The sequence below is a fragment of the Agromyces sp. PvR057 genome (assembly GCF_040547485.1).
GTDB lineage: Bacteria > Actinomycetota > Actinomycetes > Actinomycetales > Microbacteriaceae > Agromyces.
The window spans coordinates 1,623,748-1,644,263 of record NZ_JBEPPT010000001.1; the positions used below are offsets into that span (position 1 = coordinate 1,623,748).

A 20,516-nucleotide genomic window follows, 5' to 3' on the forward strand; every position below is an offset into this window, starting at 1 on the left:
CGGCGCGACAAGCTTACCGGGCTTCCGGCCGCTAGCCCTCGACGGGCACCTCGGTGTCGTCGTCGACCCGCCGGTCCGGGGCATCCGATGCGCGCTTCCTCAGCGCGAGGCCGATGAGCGGGAACAGGAGCACCGAGATCATGCCGGCTCCCACGAGCGCTGCGGCGACGCCGGTCTCGAGGTCGCCGGTGTCGGTGCCGATGCCCGTGACGGCGACGATGATCGGCAGGCCGGTCGCGCCGAAGAGCGCGGTCGCCGCCACCGTCCAGCGGTCGGCGCCGATCGGCGCGGCGAGGATCGAGGGGATGCCGCGCACCACGAGCAGCAGCACGACGAACAGGGGCACGAGCGCGAGCGTCGAGGGGTCGCCGAGCGCCTCGAGGTCGAACGTCACGCCCGTCATGATGAAGAACACCGGAACGAGGAACCCGTACCCGACCGCCTCCACCTTCGTCTCGAGCAGTCTCCGGTCGGAATCGGGTGCGCCGGAGATGAGCACGCGGAAGAGCACCCCCGCCGTGAATGCGCCGAGCAGCATGTCCAGGTCGAGCACGATGCTGAGCGCGAGCAGCGCGACGAGCACGAGCACCACGAGGCGAACGCCGAACTGGGCGCTCGTGTGCATGGTCGCCGTGATCACGACGTGCAGGCGGTCGCCGTGGCCCTTCGCCGCGGCGTAGATCGCGACGCCGGCGACGGCTGCGAACACGAGCAGCACGATCGCGGCCAGCCCAGGGGTGCGACCGGTGAGGAAGAGCGAGATCGCGAGGAGCGGGCCGAACTCGCCGATGGCACCGAGGGCGATGACGCTGATCCCGAACGGCGTCCTGAGGTCGCCCGCGTCTCGGAGGATCGGCATGACCGTGCCGAGCGCGGTCGAGGTCAGGGCGATCCCGATGAACGCGGCCGCGGGGATGTCGGGCGCGAGGAGGACGGCGATGCCGAACCCGGCGGCGAGCGAGACGATCCAGCCGATCGCGGCACGGGAGAGCGGTCGCCCGCGGATCGTCCGGAAGTCGATCTCGTTGCCGGCGAGGAAGAACAGCATCGCCAGTCCGAGGTCCGACAGCAGCTCGACGAAGTCGTCGGGGGCGATCCAGCCGAGGACCGACGGCCCGAGCACGATCCCGAGCACGATCTCGAAGACGACCAGCGGCACGGCGACCCAGACCCCGACCGCGCGCACGAGCAGCGGTGCCGCCACCGCCACCACCGGGATGAGCACCATCGTGCCGATCGAGATCTCCACGTCAACCCCCTCGCGCGGGCGGCGAGCGCCCACCCCCGCCCGATGCTATCCAACGGCCGTTCGGCGCACGCCGACGTGGTGTGCGTCGGCGGTGCTCGGCCGTCCCGGCGCGCGGAGGTCGGCCGCCGCCCGCGTAGCGCCGTCGAAACACGCTGGCGGTATCGTCGTCGCATGCGAGACCTCCAGGCGGGCATCATCGCCGAACTCAACGTCAAGCCGTCCGTCGAGCCCGCCGAGGAGGTCAGGGCCCGCGTCGAGTTCCTCAAGGACTACCTGCGCACGACCGGTGCGTCCGGTCTCGTGCTCGGCATCTCCGGAGGCCAGGACTCCTCGCTCGCCGGCCGGCTGTGCCGCATCGCGGTCGACGAGTTGGTGGCCGAGGGCCTGCCGTCGCGGTTCATCGCGGTCCGGCTGCCGTACGGCCTCCAGCACGACGAGGCGGATGCCGCGCTCGCGCTCGAATTCATCGAGCCGCAGGAGACGGTGACGTTCAACATCCGGCAGGGCGTCGACGGGCTCGCAGCGGACTTCGCGGATGCCGCCGGCACGCCGATCAGCGACTTCGGCAAGGGCAACGTCAAGGCGCGCCTGCGCATGGTCGCCCAGTACGCGCTCGCGGGCGAGGGCGGCCTGCTCGTGGTCGGCACCGATCACGCGGCCGAGGCGGTGACGGGCTTCTTCACGAAGTTCGGCGACGGCGGAGCCGACGTGCTGCCGCTCACGGGCCTGACCAAGCGCCAGGGGCGCGCACTGCTCCAGTACCTCGGGGCGCCCGATCGGCTCTACCTGAAGACGCCGACCGCCGACCTGCTCGACGGCGACCCAGGCCAGGCCGACGAGGCGAACCTCGGCCTCGAGTACGCCGACATCGACGCGTTCCTCGAGGGGGAGGAGATCGACGCCGAGATCGCCGAGCGCATCGAGGCCCGATTCCTCCAGACCAGGCACAAGCGCACCGTGCCGGTGTCGATGTTCGACGACTGGTGGCGCTGACCCGCGTCGACGCCCACCGGGACGACGATCTGCGTCGGCACCCACCCGGCAGAGCCCGAGCACGACCGAGGCCCCACCCGAATCGGGTGGGGCCTCGGTCGTGACGGTGATCCGCGCTCAGGCGCGGGCGTCGTCGAGCGGCTGATTCGTCGGCTGCGCGACGGCCTGCGTCGGCGTCGGCGCCGTGTCGCGCGCGGGTTCGGCGGGCGTTGAGATCTCGGTGGCCGATCGGTAGCGCTCGTGGTGCTGCTCGGCGACCCACGTGTCCTGCTCCTCGAGCGCGGCCTGCTCGGGCTCCTGGCGCTGGGCACGCCAGCGGACGAGGTCGTTCTGGAACTGCTTGCGCGCCCGTGCGGGATGGCGCTGCCAGTCGAGCAGTCGGTCGCGGAACTCGGCGACCGCGGGGTCGAGCTGGTAGCCGAACGTCGCCGAGGCGCGCTTCAGCTCGTGCAACTGGTGCGCAGCCCAGTTCGCCGCGACATCCGAACCGCGAATCGGCAGGAGCCGGACGTGGATGTCGGCTTGGCCGACCGTGCGATCGGCGAGCACCTGTTCCTGAGGGGTGAGCGAGTTCCAGACGGAGGCCTCGGTCGCCGCATCGACGAGCGCCGCGATGGCCGCGGTCTTGAGCTCGCGGTCGCGCTGCGCGACGATGCGCCGGACGGCGCTCGTCGCGATCCAGGCGCCGAGCAACGCCGCGACGATCACCGCGACGAAGAGCACGGCCGCCGCGAAGACGGTCGACTCCGCTTCGCTCGAGGTGAGCCATGAGATGAGATCGTTCCACCACTGCATGAGCGAAGGCTAACCGCTCGCGCGGCATCCGCTCGGGAGCCTCACCGGCGCGCCCGATGGTCGCGCGATGGTGCACCTGCCCTCGTCGACGGGTGCACCATCGCAGGTCGGTCAGCCGAGGCTCGTGCCGTGCGCGGCGAACGGCTCGATGCGCGCGATCTCGTCTTCGGTCAGCGCCGGGGCGTCGAGGGTGGCGACGTTCTGCTCGAGCTGCGCGACGCTGGACGCGCCGATCAGCGCGCTCGCGACGAGCGGCTGGCGCAGCACCCACGAGAGGGCGAGCTGGGCGATGCTCTGCCCGCGCTCGTCGGCGATCTCGGCGAGTCCCCGGACGCGCTCGAGGTAGTCGGCGCTGATGCGGTCGGGGGAGAGGAAGCGGCTGGTGGCGGCTCGCGAGTCGGCGGGCACCTGTCCGGAGATGTAGCGGTCGGTGAGCAGGCCCTGTGCGAGCGGCGAGAAGACGATGCTCGCCGCGCCGACCTCGTCGAGCACGGGGAACAGGCCCTCCTCGATGTGCCGGTCGAACATCGAGTAGCGCGGCTGGTGGATGAGCAGCGGAACGCCCTCGGCGGCCAGCGCGGCGGCTGCGGCGGCCGTCTGCTCGGGCGAGTAGTTCGAGATGCCGACGTAGAGCGCCTTGCCCTGGCGCACCGCGCTCGCGAGCGCCCCCATCGTCTCCTCGATCGGCGTCTCGGGGTCGGGACGGTGCGAGTAGAAGATGTCGACGTAGTCGAGCCCGAGACGCCCGAGGCTCTGGTCGAGCGAGGCGAGCAGGTACTTGCGCGAGCCGTGGTCGCCGTACGGGCCGGGCCACATGTCGTAGCCGGCCTTCGACGAGACGATGATCTCGTCGCGGTACGGCGCCAGGTCGGTGGCGAGGATGCGACCGAAGTTCTCCTCGGCGCTGCCGTAGGGCGGGCCGTAGTTGTTCGCGAGGTCGAAGTGGGTGATGCCGAGGTCGAATGCGCGACGCACGATCGCGCGCTGCGTGTCCAGCGGACGGTCGTGGCCGAAGTTGTGCCAGAGGCCGAGCGAGAGTGCGGGCAGCTTCAGCCCGCTGCGGCCGATTCGGTTGTACTGCATGGACTCGTAGCGTGCCGGGTCTGCCTGATAGCTCATGGGTCGACTCTATTGCGGCCCGACGACGACTCGTCCTCCCCTGCGGGCGCGCACGGTGCGGTCTGCACCGATCACGATCCGCCGCGACGTTCGGGCGTCCACTGCGGCGAGGGTTGGGGCACGCGGCATCCGGACCTGAACCGGCACGAGGCACCGGATGCCGCGCCCCGGCCTCGGCGGACCGCGCACCACTCCCGCCTCGCCGACATCCGAACACCCAGCACCCGAACACCCGACATCCGCATCACCGACCAGGAGCAGACATGACCGACAACATCACCGTGATCGGCGCCGTGGGCAGCGACCCGCGCGTGCACACCACGAGCCAGGGCCTCACGATCACCTCCTTCCGCCTCGCCTCGACGAGGCGCATCTTCGACCGGGTCAAGGGCGCGTGGGAGGACGGCGACACCAATTGGTACACGGTCTCGACCTTCCGCCAGCTCGCCAAGAACGCCGCCGTGTCCGTCCGACGCGGCGACCGGGTCGTCGTGCACGGTCGACTCCGCCTGCGCGCCTGGGAGAGCGGCGAGAAGTCCGGCACTGCGATCGAGATCGATGCCGAGTCCGTCGGGCACGACCTCACCTGGGGCACGACCTCCCTGACGAAGACCCGTGCATCCGGTTCGTCCGCGGGCGCGGATGCCGCGGTCGGCGCCTCGCCGACGGGAATCGCCGAGGGGTGGCCTGCCGATCCCTCCGACGCGGCGAACGACGCCGAGGAGCGGGCCGCGGTCGCGTTCGGCTCGGCGGGCGAGGTCGCGGGTGGCGGCGACCACGATGACGATGAGCAGGACGGCGTCGATCGCAGCGAGGCCGTTGCCGAGGAGGCGGTCGCCCTCCCGTTCTGACCCGCATCGAGCAGTCCGCTGCGCCTAGAATCGCCTTCGGATGCATTCGACGGCATCCCGATGGGGGAACGATGGCACGGCACAGCGCTTCCGCGGCCCTGGCGATCGCCGGGGCCGCGTTGTTCGTCGCCGTGCTGACCGGATGCACCAGCACGCCCTCGCCGTCGCCGAGCCCGTCGACCTCGCGCCCGGTTCCCACCGGCGAGGCGACCGCGGCGCCCGTCGGGCTGCACCAGGACCTCCCGGCCGCCGACAACCTCCCCTTCTTCGACCAGGTCAACCAGCAGGTCGTGGCGGCGAACGCCGGTGCCGGCGGGCGCGACTTCATCGACGCGCTGACGGCCGCGGGGTTCGATCGCTCGGCCATGCAGGTCACCTCCGACCAGACGACGCTCGGCGAACCCGCCGACTCCGTGCAGTTCTCGGTTCTCTTCAACGCCGAGTGCCTGGTGGGGCAGTACGGTCCGAAATCGGGCGGATACCACGGGGCGGTCAAGCCCGCGCTCGGCACCGGCGGCTGTCTCATCGGGCAGACACGACCCATAGACTGGTAGGCGACATGGCGGATTACATTTACTCGATGGTGCGCGCCCGCAAGGCGGTCGGCGACAAGGTCATTCTCGACGACGTGACGATGGCGTTCCTCCCAGGGGCCAAGATCGGCGTCGTCGGCCCGAACGGTGCCGGTAAGTCCACGATCCTCAAGATCATGGCCGGACTCGACCAGCCCTCCAACGGCGAGGCGAAGCTCACTCCCGGCTACTCGGTCGGCATCCTGATGCAGGAGCCCGTGCTCGACGAGAGCAAGACGGTGCTCGAGAACGTGCAGGAGGGCGTCGGCCCGATCAAGGCGAAGATCGACCGGTTCAACGCGATCTCGCTGGCGATGGCCGAACCCGATGCCGACTTCGACGCGCTGCTCGCCGAGATGGGCACGCTGCAGGAGGCGATCGACGCCGCCGACGCGTGGGACCTCGACTCCCAGCTCGAACAGGCGATGGACGCCCTGCGCTGCCCGCCGGGCGATGAGCAGGTCTCCGTGCTCTCGGGCGGCGAGAAGCGCCGCGTCGCGCTCTGCAAGCTGCTGCTGCAGAAGCCCGACCTGCTGCTGCTCGACGAGCCCACCAACCACCTCGACGCCGAGAGCGTGCTCTGGCTCGAGCAGCACCTCGCCAAGTACCCCGGCGCCGTGCTCGCCGTCACCCACGACCGGTACTTCCTCGACCACGTCGCCGAGTGGATCTGCGAGGTCGACCGCGGTCGCCTCTACCCCTACGAGGGCAACTACTCGACCTATCTCGAGAAGAAGCAGGAACGACTCACCGTCCAGGGCAAGAAGGACGCGAAGCTCGCGAAGCGCCTCGCCGAGGAGCTCGACTGGGTGCGCTCCAACGCGAAGGGCCGGCAGGCGAAGTCCAAGGCCCGTCTCGCACGCTACGAGGAGATGGCGACCGAGGCCGAGCGCACGCGCAAGCTCGACTTCGAGGAGATCCAGATCCCCGCGGGTCCCCGGCTCGGCGACATCGTGCTCGAGGTGAAGAACCTGAAGAAGGGCTTCGGCGAACGCACGCTCATCGACGGCCTGAGCTTCTCGCTGCCGCGCAACGGCATCGTGGGCATCATCGGCCCCAACGGCGTCGGCAAGACCACGCTGTTCAAGACGATCGTCGGTCTCGAGCCGAGCGACGCCGGCAACGTCAAGATCGGCGAGACCGTCAAGATCTCGTACGTCGACCAGTCGCGCGGCGGCATCGACCCCAACAAGTCGCTCTGGGAGGTCGTGTCCGACGGCCTCGACTACATCCAGGTCGGCAAGACCGAGGTGCCGAGCCGCGCGTACGTCTCGACGTTCGGCTTCAAGGGACCAGACCAGCAGAAGCGAGCCGGCATCCTCTCGGGTGGTGAGCGCAACCGACTGAACCTCGCGCTCACGCTCAAGCAGGGCGGCAACCTGCTGCTCCTCGACGAGCCGACCAACGACCTCGACGTCGAGACCCTGTCGAGCCTCGAGAACGCGCTGCTCGAGTTCCCCGGCTGCGCCGTGGTCATCACCCACGACCGGTGGTTCCTCGACCGCATCGCGACGCACATCCTCGCGTACGAGGGCACTGAGGAGAACCCGTCCTACTGGCACTGGTTCGAGGGCAACTTCGAGTCCTACGAGGCGAACAAGGTCGAGCGCCTCGGCCCCGACGCGGCGAAGCCGCACCGTTCGGCGTACCGCAAGCTCACGCGCGACTGATCATGCGCCTCCACGTGCCGACACCGTTGCGCTGGGGCGATCTCGACGCATACGGGCACGTCAACAACGCCCGGATGCTGAGCCTTCTCGAAGAGGCTCGCATCCAGGCGTTCTGGGTGAGCGAGTCGACGCCCGAGCACGCGGTCGGCGCATCGACGGCGGTCATCGATGCCACGCCCGGGTCGAACACGCTTTCGCTGATCGCGCGGCAGGAGGTCGAGTACCTCTCGCCGATCCCGTACCAGCGGCTGCCGCTCGACATCGAGCTCTGGATCGGCAACCTCGGAGGCGCCAGCCTCGACGTCTGCTACGAGGTGTACTCGCCGGTCGGGGTCGAGCCTCGCGTGCTCCACACCCGGGCGGCGACGACGATCGTGCTGGTCGACGCGGCATCCGAGCGTCCGCGACGCATCACCCCGCTGGAGCGCGATGCGTGGACGCCGTACGTCGAGGCGCCCATCGCGTTCCGTCGCCGCTGAGCCGATCCCGCCGCGCAGCGGGTGCACGACGACGACTCGTCGTCGCACGTCGCGTCGCGAGCCCGCGTCAGTCCTCGAGTGGGGTGTCGCTGAAGGAGCCCTCCCACACGGCGCGGCTGCCCGACTCGCCGATCTGCACGACCGTCCAGATCGCGCCGACGGCGACGCCGATCGCGACGAGCGTCAGCACGATCGACACGACCAGACCCGTGATGCGGTTCACGCCACCCGCGCTTCGCAGTGAGGCGCCCGTCTCGGCATCCGACGCTGCGGCCCGTCGGCGCGCGACGATCGTGACGACCTGCCAGGCGGCGACGAGCGCGGCGACGCCGAGCACCGCGTACAGCCATGGCACGATGTCCTCGCCCTGAGAGGTGTGCGCCTCGATGAGCGGGGCTTCGGGCACGCGCTCCTCGAGCCATTCGCCGGCTTCGACCGTCACGAGGCCGAGCGGCACCAGCAGGGCGGCCGCGACGAGGGCCGGGACCCACAGCGTGCGCCGCGCGGCGGGCCAGGCGGCGAGCACGACGAGGAGCAGGGCGACCACGGGGACCGCGATGACCACCGCATGCACGAGCAGCACATGCAACGGCAACCCCTGGAAGACGTAGTCGACGTCGTCCATCTCAGGATGCTGCGACGATGCGATCGCCCGAGACGGCCACCTCGATCGGGCTCAACGGGTCGATCGCGGGACCGTTCAGCACCTCACCGGTGGCCGCGTCGAACTGCGAGCCATGGCATGGACAGCGGAACTCGGCACCGGCGGCGGCGACGACGCATCCCTGGTGCGTGCAGATCGCGCTGAAGGCGACGACCTTGCCCGCGGTGGGCTGGGCCACGAGCGCGGGTTCGCCGTCGATCGTGGCGTCGACGCTGCCGCCGACGGGCACATCGGCGAGCGCGGCGACGTCGGCGCCCGTGGCGGGCTGGTCGGGCCCGGTGGTCTCGGCGGGGGCCTCGTTCGTCACCTCCGGTGCGCTCGACTCCGGTGACGGGGACGACGACGGGGACGACGTCGGTGACGACGGCGCGCATCCGGCGAGCACGAGGGCGCCGCCGAAGGCGCCCGTCGCTCCGAGGGTGAGGATCGTGCGTCGGGCGGGTTGCGTGACATCCGGCATGAGATCTCCTCGTTCGTTCCGCGTCGCGCGAGCATCGCGCTCCAGCCATTGTGGAACGGAACCGCGTCGTACGCGAGGGTCGCCACGCAGGAGCGGATGCCGCGTCGCCCGCGGACGGGAGTTCGAGGTCGGCTCAGTGCACGCCGGGCGCCCGCACCATGCCCTCCTGGGCGACGCTGGCCACGAGCACGCCCTCACGCGTGTAGATGCGGCCGATCGCGAGGCCGCGCCCGCCCTGCGCCGACGGCGACTCCTGGACGTAGAGCAGCCACTCGTCGACCCGGGCGTCGCGGTGCCACCACATCGCGTGGTCGAGGCTCGCGACGCGGAGCCCGGGGGTCGCCCACGGCACGCCGTGCGCGCGCAGCACGGGCTCGAGGATCGAGTAGTCGCTGGCGTACGCGAGCGCCGCGCGGTGCTGCTTCGGGTCGTCGGGCAGGCGCCCGACGGCGCGCATCCACACGGCCTGGCGCGGCACCTGCTCGCCCTCGACGCTGAGGTAGATGGGCGACGGGATGTGGCGCACGTCGAAGGCGCGCTCCGACGACCAGAACTGGGCCATCGCGTTGTCGAGGTGGCCGATGAGGTCGGCGGTCGACGGCAGCGACTCGGGGTCGGGCAGGTCGGTCGGCATGTCGACCTGGTGCTCGACGCCCTCGTCTTCGGTCTGGAACGACGCGATGAGCGAGAGGATCGGCTCGCCCTTCTGGTACGCGTGGGTGCGACGCGTCGAGAACGACCGGCCGTCGTGCAGGCGGTCGACCGAGAACGTGATCGGGTGGTCGACGTCACCGGGGCGCAGGAAGTAGCCGTGCATCGAGTGCAGTACGCGCGCCTCGCTGACCGTGTGCATGGCGGCGATGAGCGACTGCGCGAGCACCTGCCCGCCGAAGACGCGACCGAGCGGCATCCACTGCGACGGTCCGGTGAAGATGTCCTCGGTGGTCCGGGCGCCCGTGTTCGTGAGTCGAAGGGTGCTCAGCAGGCCGTCGATGGGTCCGTTCATGATCTCTCCGATGTCGCTCGAACGCGGGCCGCGACAGCCGACGCGCGTAATCGAACCGCACGCGGGCGCGCAATTGGTAGTTTAGACAGCAGATGGTCTCTCAATTCACGCTTGCCGACAGCCTCTCGCTCGGCGACCTGCACACCTACCTGCAACGCGCGGGCCGGGTCGAAGACGGGTCGGTACGACTCATCGCCGGCTCCGGGATCCTCGCGGTCTACACGGCGATCCTGTACCCCCGTGGCATCCTCGACGAAAGCCCGACCGTCCTGGGCCTGCGCACGTTCGCGCTCGTCGACACCGACGACTTCGACTCGGTCGTGCCGATGCGCTCGCTCGTCGACCGCATCGTGCGGGCCCGCGGTGACCTGGGCGAAGACGACGAGTCGCGACCGGTCACGATGTCGCGCCCGCCCGAGGTCAACACCGTCACGTGGGCGGGCATCTCCCCGCCTCGCGGCGGTTGGCGTGCCCTCGGCGAGACGGATGCCGCGACCCTCGAGTCCGCGGCCCGCGCGGGCATCGACGAGGTGGCCGCGGCGATCCCGACGGGTACGGGCGAGCAGCTCGTGCAACGGGTGCGGTCCGAGGTGTGGGGTCGTGGCGTCGACGGCGTCGAGTATCTCCCGACCGGGGCCGCGTTCGCGGCGTTCAGCCTCGGCTTCCTCGGCGAGGATCCGGTGCGCCTGTTCGAGACCGGTCCGTGGACCAGGCTCAGCTCGCGGCGCGGACACGTGCTCGTGCGCCGCAAGCCCTGGACCCTCAAGGCGTAGCCGCCGTGGGCCGGCCTGCGCGTAGCGCGCGCGCCTGCCCACGGCGAACCGACGGTGTCAGCCCTTGGCGATCGCCCGCCCGGCGGTGCGCCCCGTGAAGAGGCAACCGCCGAGGAAGGTGCCCTCGAGCGCGCGGTAGCCGTGCACGCCGCCGCCGCCGAATCCTGCCGCCTCGCCGACGGCGTAGAGGCCGGGCACGGGCGTGCCGTCGGCTCCGAGGGCCTGCGCGTCGAGGTTGGTCTGGATGCCGCCGAGGCTCTTGCGCGTGAGGATGTGCAGCTTCACCGCGATGAGCGGTCCGGCCTTCGGGTCGAGGATGCGGTGCGGCGTCGCGACGCGGATGAGCTTGTCGCCGCGGTACTTGCGGGCACCGCGCACGGCGGTCAGCTGGAGGTCCTTCGAGAACTCGTTGTCGACCTCGCGGTCACGGGCGACGATCTCGCGCTCGATGTTGGCCGTGTCGAGTTCGACCTCGGGGGAGAGCGCCCGCATGCCCTCGAGGAGCTCGTCGAGCGTGTCGGCCACCACGAAGTCGGCGCCGTGCTCCTTGAACGCCTCGACCGGGCCGGTGGCGCCCGATCCGAGGCGCTCGGCCAGGAGCTTGAGGTCCTTGCCGGTGAGGTCGGGATTCTGCTCGCTGCCCGAGAGCGCGAACTCCTTCTCGATGATCTTCTGCGTCAGCACGAACCACGTGTGCTCGTGTCCGGTCTTCTGGATGTGCTCGAGCGTGCCGAGGGTGTCGAACCCGGGGAACAGCGGCACCGGCATCCGTCGGCCTTCGGCGTCGAACCAGAGCGACGAGGGCCCGGGCAGGATGCGGATGCCGTGCATGGGCCAGACCGGATCCCAGTTCGTGATGCCCTCGGTGTAGTGCCACATGCGGTCGCCGTTGACGAGGCGCGCGCCGGCCTGCTCGGAAATGCCGAGCATGCGGCCGTCGACGTGCGCGGGCACGCCTGAGAGCATGTGCGTCGGCGGCGTGCCGAGGCGCTCGGGCCAGGCCTGGCGCACGAGGTCGTGGTTGCCGCCGATGCCGCCGGAAGCGACGATCACGGCGGGCGCGCGAAGGTCGAAGTCGCCGACGACGTCGCGGTTGCTCGACTCGCCGCGCCCCGCGGCATCCGGGGCCAGGATCGCGCCGCGCACCCCGACGACCGCGCCGGCCTCGACGATGAGCTCGTCGACGCGGTGGCGGTGCTTGAATTCGACGAGTCCGGCCGCTTCGCCCGCCTTCACGCGTGCGATGAACGGGGCGAGCACGCCGGGGCCGGTGCCCCACGTGATGTGGAAGCGCGGCACCGAGTTGCCGTGGCCGATGGCGTTGTAGCCGCCGCGCTCGGCCCATCCGACGATGGGGAAGAAGCGGACGCCCTTGCGGTGCAGCCACTCGCGCTTCTCGCCCGCGGCGAAGTCGAGGTACGCGTCGGCCCACTTGCGGCCCCATTCGTCTTCGGCGCGGTCGAAGCCGGCCGTGCCGTCCCAGTCCTGGCGCGCGAGGTCGAGCGAGTCCTTGACGCCCATGCGGCGCTGCTCGGGGGAGTCGACGAGGAACAGGCCGCCGAACGACCAGTGCGCCTGGCCGCCGAGGCTCGCCTTGGGCTCCTGGTCGACGATGAGGACGCGTCTGCCCGCATCGACGAGTTCCGCGGCGGCCACGAGGCCGGACAGGCCCGCTCCGACGACGATAGCTGCAGGTTCGGGGCGCGCGGTGGGGGATGCGGGCACTGGGGACTCCTTCGTCTCACTCACGTGCGGATCGGGTCGCCGAGGGTCGGGTCAGTCCTCGAACGTGTTCACCATCGCGAACGCCGCACGCTGAAGATAATCCCACAGAGTCTCCTCGGCGAGTGGCGGGAGCTCGAGCGCATCGACGGCGGTGCGCATGTGCGCGAGCCAACGGTCGCGCGCGTCGGGGTTCACCTTGAACCCGGCGTGCCGCATGCGCAGGCGGGGGTGCCCTCGCTGCTCGCTGTACGTTCCCGGCCCGCCCCAGTACTGCTCGAGGAACAGGAGGAGGCGCTCCTCGGCCGGGCCGAGGTCCTCCTCGGGGTACATCGGGCGCAGCACGGGGTCGTCGGCGACACCCAGGTAGAACTGGTGCACGAGGCGTTCGAAGGTCGGCCGTCCGCCAATGGTCTCGTAGAACGAGGCGCCGAGCGCCGAGCCGTGCTCGCTGCCCCGCAGCGGCACGGAAGCCGGCGGCACGGTGGAGAGCGGCACGGAGGCCGGGGGCACGGGCTGGTCGTCGGTCACGGGGTCGCTCCGGGGGTCGGCGGGTCGGTGGGAGTGGTCGGCGGCTTCGGCGCGGCCTTCGCCCGCTGCGCCTTCTTCGCCTTGGCCGTGGACGCCTTCACGTCCTCGTTGGAGAGGACGGCGCTCGGCGCGGTCCTCGGGGGCTTGGCGCCCTTGACCCGCGTCGCGCCGTCGAAGCCCGAGAGCACCACCGAGTTGAGGCTCGGCAGCTTCACGCCCATCTCGTCGACCGCGTGCTTGAGCCGCATGCGGAGCTCACGCGCGATGTCGTCCTTCGACGAGGTGCGGACCTTCATGACCACGCGGATCACCATCGCATCGTCGGAGATCGACTCGAGACCCCAGACCTCGGGACGCTCCAGCACGCGCGACCGCCACTTGCTCCCGTGCGCCATCTCGTTCGCGGTGCTCAGCAGTTGCGCCTCGACGGCGTCGATGTCGGCGTCGTAGGGCACCGCGAGGTCGACGATGACGCGCGCCCAGCCCTGCGACATGTTGCCGACGCGGAGGATCTCGCCGTTGCGCACGAACCACAGGGTGCCGTTCACGTCGCGCACCTTCGTGATGCGGATCTGCACCTCCTCGACGATGCCGGTGGCGGGCCCGAGGTCGACGACGTCGCCGACGCCCACCTGGTCTTCGACCACCATGAAGAGGCCGTTGAGCACGTCCTTCACGATGTTCTGCGCGCCGAAACCGAGGCCGGCGCCGATCGCGGCCGACAGCAGGGCGAACGAGCCGAGCACGTCGGCGTTGATGGCGTTCACCACGAGCAGTGTCGTGATGATGAACAGGGTCACGTTGATGACGTTGCGGAAGACGGAACCCAGCGTGCGGGTGCGTTGCACGACGCGGACGGCGGCGAGCGGCGAGGCCTGCAGCGCCTGCGTGTCGGTGACGTCCTGCTTGCGCTTGACCCCGGTGACGATCTGGTCGACGACCCGGTCGATCACGCTGAGGAGCACCCATCGCGCGAGCAGCGCGACGGCGACGATCACCACGACCTCGATCACGTTCCCGAGGAACAGGGGCCACGTGAGGTTCCACCACTCGATGAAGGTCGTCCAGATATCGGTCACGGGGTCGCCTCCGCTCGTGGGTCGGTTCGGGTAGGGGCCGGCGTAGGGTCCAACATCGAAGCGAGTCTACTGAGAGCCGTTTGGGAGTCAGCCGAGCGCTGCCGCGTCGCGCTCGCGCGCCCGCAGCGCACGCTCGAGTTCGTCGAGCTGCTCAGAGACGAGGCGGTGCAGCGGCGCGGGCGTGGGGTTCGCCGCGAGCCAGGCGCGCGCCGCGTCCGCGACGTCGTCGGTCACGAGCGGCCCGGGGAAGAGCCGCTTCACGATGAGGGAGGCCATCGTGAAGCTGCGCGTCGCCCAGACATCCTGGAGGATCGCGAAGTACTCCTCGAGCTTCGAGCCGAGCAGCGCCGGCGACGAGGTCCGACGCCAGCCGTCGGCGAGCGCCCGCGCGAGGTCGTTCGAGATCGAGGCGTCGGTCGCGACGCGCTGCCATGCGGCATCCTTCACCGCCTGATCGGGCCTGGCCGCGCGGGCCGTCTCTGCGAGTCGCCGCCCCTTGGCCGTGTCGTCGAGGGCGAGCGCCGCGGCGATCTCGTCGTCGATCACATCGTCGGATGCTGCGACGAGCACCGCGCGCGCGATGACGAGTTCCCAGCGCAGGTCGAGGTCGACGTCGAGGCCGTCGAGCTTGATGGACCCGTCGAGGAGGCTGCCGAGCACGTCGGCATGCGCCGCGGACGATGCGAGCTGCGTGAACGCCTTCAGGAACTGCAGCTGGGCGTCGGATGCCGGCTCGGCGAGCTCGGCGAGCGCCCACACGGCATCGCCGGCCTCTGAGGCGACGCGTTCGCGGTGCTCGTCGGCGAGGTAGCGCGAGAGCGCCGTCTCGAGGCGGGTGAGGGCGAGCCCGCGCGCCGAGGACTGGCTCTCGTGGCCGACGCTGCCGAGCACGAGACGCACGAAGTCGATCGCCGCGAACTCGGCGTCGCGCACGGCGTCCCACGCCGACCCGAGGATCACGGCGCGCGCGACGGGGTCGCCGACATCGCTCAGCCGCCCGACGGCGGTGGCGAACGAGGCGTCGTCGAGGCGGACCTTGGCGTAGGTGAGGTCGTCGTCGTTGACCAGCAGCAGGTCGGGCCGGGGGAGCCCGACAAGCTCGGGAACCGGGGTGGATGCGCCGTCGACGTCGATCTCGAAGCGGTGCGTGCGCACGAGCGGGCTCGATGCGTCGCCCGAGTGGCAGCCGAGCGCGAGGCGGTGGGGGCGGAGCGTCGGATGCGAGTTCGCCGCCGTCTGCTCGATCACGGCCGACGTGATCGTGCCAGAGACGTCGGTCTCGAGCACCGCGCGAAGCGTGTTGACGCCGGCGGTCTCGAGCCAGAGCTCCGACCATCGGGCGAGGTCGCGGCCGCTCGCACGCTCGAGTTCGTCGAGCAGGTCGCGAAGGGTCGCATTGCCGCCGGCGTTGGCGCGCAGGTACGCGCCGACGCCCTGCTGGAACGCCTCGAGTCCGACCCAGGCGACGAGCTGCTTCAGCACCGAGGCGCCCTTGTCGTACGTGATCGCGTCGAAGTTGACCTCGACGTCGCCGAGCGACTCGATGGGCGCGACGATGGGGTGCGTCGAGGGCAGCTGGTCCTGCTCGGCGGCGTACGTCTTCTCATCGCTCGCGAAGGTCGCCCAGACGCCCGTGAACTCGGTGACCTGCGAGGTCGCGAGGGTCGACGCCCAGGTCGCGAACGACTCGTTCAGCCAGAGGTCGTTCCACCAGCGCATGGTGACCGAGTCGCCGAACCACATGTGGCTGAGCTCGTGCAGCACGACGATCGCGCGCTGCTCGCGCCGAGCGTCGGAGACCCGCGACCGGAAGAGGTAGTTCTCGTTGAAGGTCACCGCGCCGACGTTTTCCATGGCGCCCCAGTTGTACTCGGGCACGAAGATCTGGTCGTACTTGCCGAACGGGTACGGCACGCCGAACGCCCGCTCGTAGAACGCGAGCCCGGCCTGCACCGTGTCGAACATCACGTCGGGCTCGGCGTACGGCGCCAGCGACGCGCGTGTGAAGACGCCGAGCGGAATGTCGCGGCCGTCGCTGCTCGTCGCGCTCCCGTGCCACGTGGCATAGGCGCCGGCGATGATCGCGACGATGTAGCTGGAGATGACCGGACCGGTCTCGAACGCCCAGACCGAGGCATCCGTCGTCGTCGAGGGGACGGGTTCGGGCGTCGGCGCATTGCTCAGCACGACCCACTGCGACGGGGCCGAGATCGTGAACCGCACCGCGGCCTTGAGGTCGGGCTGGTCGAACACCGCGTAGACCCGGTTCGCCTCGGCGACGGCGAACTCCGTGTAGAGGTAGACGGCGTCGTCGACGGGGTCGACGAAGCGGTGCAGCCCCTCGCCCGTGTTCGTGTACGCGCACGTGCTCACGACCCGCAGCTCGTTCGTCTCCGCGAGGTCGTCGAGCCCGATGCGCTGACCGTCGGATGCCGCGGCCGGGTCGATCGTGCGCCCGTTCAGCGTGATCTCGTGCACCTCGCGCGTCGTCGCCTCGATGAACGTGGCTGCGCCGGGCACCGCGGCGAACCGCACCACCGTCGTGGACGCGAACGTCGCGTCGTCGCCGGTGAGGTCGAGCTCGACCTCGTACGAGACGTCGGCGACGATCGCCGCGCGCTCCTCGGCTTCGATTCGGGTCAGATCGGCAGCGGGCATGTGCAGGGCCTCCGTGTGGTCGTTGACAGGCCAGCCTACTGACTCAGGCGCTGCCGGAACGGGGGAGCAGGCCGTGCTCGTACGCGTAGATCACGAGCTGCACGCGGTCTCGCGCATCGAGCTTGAGGAGCACGCGACCGACGTGCGTCTTCACAGTGGATTCCGAGAGCGAGAAGTCCTCGGCGATCTCGGAGTTGCTCCGACCCTCGGCGATGGCGATGAGGATCTCGTGCTCGCGGGCGGTCAACGTCGACAGCCCGGGTGCCTCCGCCCGGCCCGGGCGCGGCAGCTCGCCGGCGAACAGCTCGATCATGCGACGTGTGACGCGGGGCGCGAGGGCGGCCTCGCCGGCGTGCACCGTCCGGATCGCGCCCACCAGGTCGACGGGCCGCGCGTCCTTCAGGAGGAATCCGCTCGCTCCGGCCCGGATGGCCGCGAACGCGTACTCGTCGAGGTCGAACGTGGTCAGCACGATGACCCTGGTCGTCCGGCCGCCAGCGACGATCGCGTCGGTCGCCGCGATGCCGTCGACGCCGGGCATGCGCACGTCCATGAGGATGACGTCGACGTCGTGCGCGGCGACGAGATCGATCGCGGTGCGGCCGTCGGTCGCCTCGCCGACGACCGTGAGGTCGGGCTCGGCCTCCAGCACCATGCGGAGGCCGGTGCGGACGAGCGCCTGGTCGTCGGCGATCGCGATCCGGATGGGTCGGCCGGCGCTCATCGGGGGTCCTCCTCGACGGTCCGATCGAGCTGCGGAGGTCTGGGCGGACGCGAGACGTCGTCGCGTGAGCGGAGCTCGGCATGGAGCCGCCAGCCGCGTGCGGTACCAGGACCCGCCTCGAGGGTGCCGCCGTAGAGCGCGACGCGCTCGCGCATGCCGACGAGGCCGTGGCCCCCGCTCGCGACCGCCGGTCTCGACGCGGTGCTCGCGTCGTCGATGACGTCGACGAGCACGATGCCGTCGACGTGGGTGATGTCGACCTCGACCGCGTGGGCGGTCGCGGCGTGCCGGAGGGCGTTCGTGAGGCCCTCCTGCACGAGGCGGTAGACGGTGAGCTGCAGGTTCGGATCGGCGATCGAGGGTCCGACGGTCGTCAGCCGCACGGGCAGTCCCGCCGAACGGAAGCTCTCGACGAGCGCCGGGATGTCGGAGACGCCGGGCTGCGGTGCGAGCTCGTCCGCGGTCGCGGCCGGGTCGGCCAGGACCCCGAGCATGCGCCGCATGTCGACCAGGGCGGACCGCCCGGTCTCGGCGACGAGCCGCATCGCCTCCGCCGCGCGCTCCGGATCCCGTTCGGCGATCGCGGACGAGCCGTCGGCGAGGGTCACCATCACGGTGAGGCCGTGGGAGACGATGTCGTGCATCTCGCGCGCGATGCGCGATCGTTCGACGGCGGTCGCGAGCTGTGCCTGCTGGTCGCGTTCGCGGGCGAGGTCGTGCGCGCGTGCGATCAGGGCGTTCAGGTACCGACGTCGGTTGCCGACGGTCACGCCGATGAGCGTGGCGATCAGGAGCAGCACCGTGGACTGCGTCGCGGACGCAGGGGCGTCGCCGTCGAACGGGGCCACCGTGCCATCGGGGTGCGCCAGGACCGCGAGGTAGGACGATGCCGTCGTGATCACGACGGAGCCGGCGAAGCCGATCCAGGCGGAGCGCGTCGTGCCGTACACGGCCAGCGCGTAGAGCCCGAGCAGCATCGGGAGCACGTCGGTGGACCCGATCACGGAGCTCACGAGGCAGACGACCCACGACGCGATCACGAGCCACCACGGGCGTCGCCGACGGAACAGCAGGATCGCGGCGCCCGCCACGGCGATCGCCACGAGCTCGGCGACGGTGGACCAGGGCGATGCATCCGGCTCGCCGGCCGCGAGCACGAGGGAGCCGATGAACGCGGGCACCACGGCGACGGCCGTGATCAGCGAGTCGGTGAGCCACGGATGCCTCGCCCAGAACCGGCGGACCACCCCGGGCGGCTTCGGCAGACGCGGTTCTCCCCCGACCACCGAAACGGGGTGGTCGGGGGAGGAGGATGCGGCCGACATGCTGGCGACTCTACGCGTCCCGTCGCTTCAGCAGCGTGGCTGCGCCGGCGACGGATGCCGCGACCCAGCCGAGCACGATCAGCAGGTTGACCCACACCCCGAGCGCGTCGCCCGAGGGCCCTGCGGTCGTCGACGTGAACATGTTCATGCCGGCGCTGGAGAGCAGGTACGGGACGAGGTCCTGGGCCCACTCGGCGGGGATCATCGCGAGCACCGTCGGCAGCAGCAGGATGAGCCCGAGCACCGCGGCGATGCCGCCGGCACTGCTGCGCAGCATCGTGCCGACGCCGAGGGCGAAGACCGAGACGAGCGCGAGGTAGAGCGCTCCGCCGAGCAGCGGCAGGATGACCGCCGGGTCGGCCAGGCTCGCGGAGACGCCGTGGCCGGCGAAGACCGCCGACGAGACCCCGAACGCCGCGAGGTTGGCGACGAGGCCGACGACGAAGGTCGCGACGAACAGCACGACGGCCTTGGCCGCGAGCGCGGGAAGGCGCTTGGGCACGGCCGTGAGCGTCGAGCGGATCATGCCCGTGCTGTACTCGCCGCTGATCACGAGCACGCCGAGCACGCCCGCGACGAGCTGGCCGAAGTAGACGCCGAAGACCGAGGCCTGCAGCAGGAACTGCGCCTGCTGGTCGGCCGGCGCGGCGCCGACGTCGAGGCCGCCGCCCATGCCGCTCGCCATGCTCAACGACATGATGAGCGCCATGCCGAGCGAGATCGCGACGACGATGAGATACGACCAGGTGGTCGAACGGAGGCTGCGGAGCTTGATCCACTCCGAGCGGAGCACGCCGCCGAAGGTCAGCGAGGTGGAACGCGTGCGCTGCGCCGGGTGCGCCTGCTGCGGGGTGATCGTGGTCATCGGACGGCCTCCGTACGGTATTCGACGGCGTCGGCGGTCAGGGCCATGTAGGCCTCTTCCAGCGACGCGCTGAGGGGGGTGAGCTCGTGGATGGCGAGGCCGTTCTGCGCGGCGAGGTCGCCGATGCCGGATGCCGCGAGCCCCGTCACCTCGAGGGCACCCGCCTCGGACCGGATCACCGCGATCTCGGGAGCCGCGAGCAGGTCGGCGAGCTGGGACGCCTGCGGCGAGCGGACGAGCACCCTGGGCCGCGTGCCGCCGGCGATGATGTCGGCCACCGGGGCGTCGGCGATGATCTCGCCGCGGCCGAGCACGATGAGGTGGTCGGCGGTGAGCGCCATCTCGCTCATGAGGTGCGAGGAGAGGAAGATCGTGCGGCCCTCGGATGCGAGGTGGCGCACGAACTGCCGTACCCACAGCACGCCCTCGGGGTCGAGGCCGTTGACCGGCTCGTCGAGGATCAGCGTGGACGGGTCGCCGAGCATGGCCGCGGCGATGCCGAGGCGCTGGCCCATGCCGAGCGAGAAGCCGCCGACACGCTTGCGGGCGACGGATTCGAGACCGGTGAGCTCGATGACCTCGCGCACGCGGCTCGCGCCGATGCCGTGCGTCGCGGCCATCGCGAGCAGGTGGTTGTACGCCGTGCGGCCGGTGTGCACGGCCTTCGCGTCGAGCAGGGCGCCGACCTCGTGGAGCGGGGCGCGGTGTGCCGCGTACGGCTTGCCGTTGACGCTCACGCTCCCGGAGGTCGGGCGATCGAGCCCGACGATCATGCGCATCGTGGTCGACTTGCCGGCGCCGTTGGGTCCGAGGAATCCGGTGACCTGTCCTGGCCGGACGGTGAAACTGATGTCATTGACGGCGGTCTTCGCGCCGTAGCGCTTGACGAGCCCTTCTGCCGTGATCATGGGTCCAACGCTACGGATCCGCGACGAGCGGCGCATCCGCCTCGCGAATGGTTCGGGGCGGGGCGTGGTGGTA

At 70.8% G+C, this 20,516-nt stretch carries 20 protein-coding genes; 6 read left to right on the top strand and 14 right to left on the bottom strand.

All coding sequences use genetic code 11. The features are described 5' to 3' along the window. Positions 1 to 31: 31 nt before the first annotated feature. The gene (locus ABIC29_RS07330; RefSeq protein WP_116081530.1) at positions 32 to 1,249 is read right to left on the bottom strand and encodes a cation:proton antiporter; all 1,218 of its coding nucleotides are present in this window, start codon (positions 1,247 to 1,249) and stop codon (positions 32 to 34) included. A gap of 171 nt (positions 1,250 to 1,420) precedes the next feature. Between ABIC29_RS07330 and nadE the strand changes: the two genes are divergently transcribed. After that, on the top strand, positions 1,421 to 2,242 hold the full coding sequence (gene nadE, locus ABIC29_RS07335) for an NAD(+) synthase (RefSeq protein ID WP_116081531.1): 822 nt from the start codon (positions 1,421 to 1,423) through the stop codon (positions 2,240 to 2,242). A gap of 117 nt (positions 2,243 to 2,359) precedes the next feature. Here nadE and ABIC29_RS07340 read toward each other — a convergent pair whose 3' ends face one another. Then, on the bottom strand, positions 2,360 to 3,037 hold the full coding sequence (locus tag ABIC29_RS07340) for a hypothetical protein (protein ID WP_116081532.1): 678 nt from the start codon (positions 3,035 to 3,037) through the stop codon (positions 2,360 to 2,362). Positions 3,038 to 3,148: 111 nt separating this feature from the next. Beyond that, the gene (locus tag ABIC29_RS07345; RefSeq protein WP_116081533.1) at positions 3,149 to 4,156 is read right to left on the bottom strand and encodes an aldo/keto reductase; all 1,008 of its coding nucleotides are present in this window, start codon (positions 4,154 to 4,156) and stop codon (positions 3,149 to 3,151) included. Between the two features lie 263 nt (positions 4,157 to 4,419). Between ABIC29_RS07345 and ssb the strand changes: the two genes are divergently transcribed. From ssb to ABIC29_RS07365, 4 genes are all read left to right on the top strand, one after another. Continuing rightward, complete coding sequence (gene ssb, locus ABIC29_RS07350; protein ID WP_354243979.1) at positions 4,420 to 5,007, top strand: single-stranded DNA-binding protein; 588 nt, start codon at positions 4,420 to 4,422, stop codon at positions 5,005 to 5,007. Positions 5,008 to 5,078: 71 nt separating this feature from the next. After that, a complete protein-coding gene (locus ABIC29_RS07355) occupies positions 5,079 to 5,561 on the top strand; it encodes a DUF6993 domain-containing protein (RefSeq protein WP_354243982.1) in 483 nt (160 codons plus the stop codon). Positions 5,562 to 5,566: 5 nt separating this feature from the next. After that, entirely contained in the window at positions 5,567 to 7,249 is a 1,683-nt protein-coding gene (gene ettA, locus ABIC29_RS07360; RefSeq protein WP_116081536.1) for an energy-dependent translational throttle protein EttA, read from the top strand. A gap of 2 nt (positions 7,250 to 7,251) precedes the next feature. Then, positions 7,252 to 7,728: an acyl-CoA thioesterase gene (locus ABIC29_RS07365; protein WP_116081537.1), complete on the top strand. Its 477-nt coding sequence runs from the start codon at positions 7,252 to 7,254 to the stop codon at positions 7,726 to 7,728. 67 nt (positions 7,729 to 7,795) lie between these two features. On the opposite strand, the gene ABIC29_RS07370 is transcribed toward ABIC29_RS07365, so the two are convergent. The 3 genes from ABIC29_RS07370 to ABIC29_RS07380 all read right to left on the bottom strand — a co-directional run bounded on the left by ABIC29_RS07370 (position 7,796) and on the right by ABIC29_RS07380 (position 9,858). Next, positions 7,796 to 8,353, bottom strand: coding sequence for a hypothetical protein (locus ABIC29_RS07370; protein WP_354243986.1), 558 nt, complete (start codon positions 8,351 to 8,353; stop codon positions 7,796 to 7,798). Position 8,354: 1 nt separating this feature from the next. Next, positions 8,355 to 8,852: a Rieske (2Fe-2S) protein gene (locus ABIC29_RS07375; protein ID WP_354243988.1), complete on the bottom strand. Its 498-nt coding sequence runs from the start codon at positions 8,850 to 8,852 to the stop codon at positions 8,355 to 8,357. 133 nt (positions 8,853 to 8,985) lie between these two features. Beyond that, entirely contained in the window at positions 8,986 to 9,858 is an 873-nt protein-coding gene (locus ABIC29_RS07380) for an acyl-CoA thioesterase (RefSeq protein WP_116081540.1), read from the bottom strand. 92 nt (positions 9,859 to 9,950) lie between these two features. Here ABIC29_RS07380 and ABIC29_RS07385 point away from each other — a divergent pair, with 92 nt between their 5' ends. Beyond that, the gene (locus tag ABIC29_RS07385) at positions 9,951 to 10,631 is read left to right on the top strand and encodes a DUF8185 domain-containing protein (RefSeq protein WP_116081541.1); all 681 of its coding nucleotides are present in this window, start codon (positions 9,951 to 9,953) and stop codon (positions 10,629 to 10,631) included. A gap of 57 nt (positions 10,632 to 10,688) precedes the next feature. On the opposite strand, the gene ABIC29_RS07390 is transcribed toward ABIC29_RS07385, so the two are convergent. From ABIC29_RS07390 to ABIC29_RS07425, 8 genes are all read right to left on the bottom strand, one after another. Further along, a complete protein-coding gene (locus ABIC29_RS07390; RefSeq protein WP_354243991.1) occupies positions 10,689 to 12,356 on the bottom strand; it encodes an FAD-binding dehydrogenase in 1,668 nt (555 codons plus the stop codon). A 51-nt stretch (positions 12,357 to 12,407) separates the two neighbouring features. Beyond that, a complete protein-coding gene (locus tag ABIC29_RS07395; RefSeq protein WP_354244623.1) occupies positions 12,408 to 12,815 on the bottom strand; it encodes a globin in 408 nt (135 codons plus the stop codon). A gap of 65 nt (positions 12,816 to 12,880) precedes the next feature. Beyond that, a complete protein-coding gene (locus ABIC29_RS07400) occupies positions 12,881 to 13,963 on the bottom strand; it encodes a mechanosensitive ion channel family protein (RefSeq protein WP_502915453.1) in 1,083 nt (360 codons plus the stop codon). Between the two features lie 87 nt (positions 13,964 to 14,050). After that, a complete protein-coding gene (gene pepN / locus ABIC29_RS07405; protein WP_354243993.1) occupies positions 14,051 to 16,621 on the bottom strand; it encodes an aminopeptidase N in 2,571 nt (856 codons plus the stop codon). Between the two features lie 43 nt (positions 16,622 to 16,664). Beyond that, positions 16,665 to 17,345, bottom strand: coding sequence for a response regulator (locus ABIC29_RS07410; RefSeq protein WP_354243995.1), 681 nt, complete (start codon positions 17,343 to 17,345; stop codon positions 16,665 to 16,667). Further along, positions 17,342 to 18,670 (bottom strand): sensor histidine kinase, encoded by a 1,329-nt coding sequence (locus ABIC29_RS07415; protein ID WP_354243997.1) that lies wholly within the window; start codon positions 18,668 to 18,670, stop codon positions 17,342 to 17,344. Before ABIC29_RS07415 ends, ABIC29_RS07410 begins: the two co-directional genes overlap by 4 nt. A gap of 10 nt (positions 18,671 to 18,680) precedes the next feature. Further along, positions 18,681 to 19,535 (bottom strand): ABC transporter permease, encoded by an 855-nt coding sequence (locus ABIC29_RS07420; RefSeq protein WP_116081546.1) that lies wholly within the window; start codon positions 19,533 to 19,535, stop codon positions 18,681 to 18,683. Then, on the bottom strand, positions 19,532 to 20,443 hold the full coding sequence (locus ABIC29_RS07425; protein ID WP_116081547.1) for an ABC transporter ATP-binding protein: 912 nt from the start codon (positions 20,441 to 20,443) through the stop codon (positions 19,532 to 19,534). The genes ABIC29_RS07420 and ABIC29_RS07425 overlap by 4 nt, the downstream gene beginning before the upstream one ends. Positions 20,444 to 20,516 lie beyond the last annotated feature (73 nt).

Excerpts from the sequence above, each read along its gene's own strand:
- nadE (WP_116081531.1), top strand. The coding sequence starts at position 1,421 with ATGCGAGACCTCCAGGCGGGCATCATCGCCGAACTCAACGTCAAGCCG.
- ABIC29_RS07340 (WP_116081532.1), bottom strand. The coding sequence starts at position 3,037 with ATGCAGTGGTGGAACGATCTCATCTCATGGCTCACCTCGAGCGAAGCG.
- ABIC29_RS07345 (WP_116081533.1), bottom strand. The coding sequence starts at position 4,156 with ATGAGCTATCAGGCAGACCCGGCACGCTACGAGTCCATGCAGTACAAC.
- ssb (WP_354243979.1), top strand. The coding sequence starts at position 4,420 with ATGACCGACAACATCACCGTGATCGGCGCCGTGGGCAGCGACCCGCGC.
- ABIC29_RS07355 (WP_354243982.1), top strand. The coding sequence starts at position 5,079 with ATGGCACGGCACAGCGCTTCCGCGGCCCTGGCGATCGCCGGGGCCGCG.
- ettA (WP_116081536.1), top strand. The coding sequence starts at position 5,567 with ATGGCGGATTACATTTACTCGATGGTGCGCGCCCGCAAGGCGGTCGGC.
- ABIC29_RS07365 (WP_116081537.1), top strand. The coding sequence starts at position 7,252 with ATGCGCCTCCACGTGCCGACACCGTTGCGCTGGGGCGATCTCGACGCA.
- ABIC29_RS07370 (WP_354243986.1), bottom strand. The coding sequence starts at position 8,353 with ATGGACGACGTCGACTACGTCTTCCAGGGGTTGCCGTTGCATGTGCTG.
- ABIC29_RS07375 (WP_354243988.1), bottom strand. The coding sequence starts at position 8,852 with ATGCCGGATGTCACGCAACCCGCCCGACGCACGATCCTCACCCTCGGA.
- ABIC29_RS07380 (WP_116081540.1), bottom strand. The coding sequence starts at position 9,858 with ATGAACGGACCCATCGACGGCCTGCTGAGCACCCTTCGACTCACGAAC.
- ABIC29_RS07385 (WP_116081541.1), top strand. The coding sequence starts at position 9,951 with ATGGTCTCTCAATTCACGCTTGCCGACAGCCTCTCGCTCGGCGACCTG.
- pepN (WP_354243993.1), bottom strand. The coding sequence starts at position 16,621 with ATGCCCGCTGCCGATCTGACCCGAATCGAAGCCGAGGAGCGCGCGGCG.
- ABIC29_RS07410 (WP_354243995.1), bottom strand. The coding sequence starts at position 17,345 with ATGAGCGCCGGCCGACCCATCCGGATCGCGATCGCCGACGACCAGGCG.
- ABIC29_RS07415 (WP_354243997.1), bottom strand. The coding sequence starts at position 18,670 with ATGTCGGCCGCATCCTCCTCCCCCGACCACCCCGTTTCGGTGGTCGGG.
- ABIC29_RS07420 (WP_116081546.1), bottom strand. The coding sequence starts at position 19,535 with ATGACCACGATCACCCCGCAGCAGGCGCACCCGGCGCAGCGCACGCGT.
- ABIC29_RS07425 (WP_116081547.1), bottom strand. The coding sequence starts at position 20,443 with ATGATCACGGCAGAAGGGCTCGTCAAGCGCTACGGCGCGAAGACCGCC.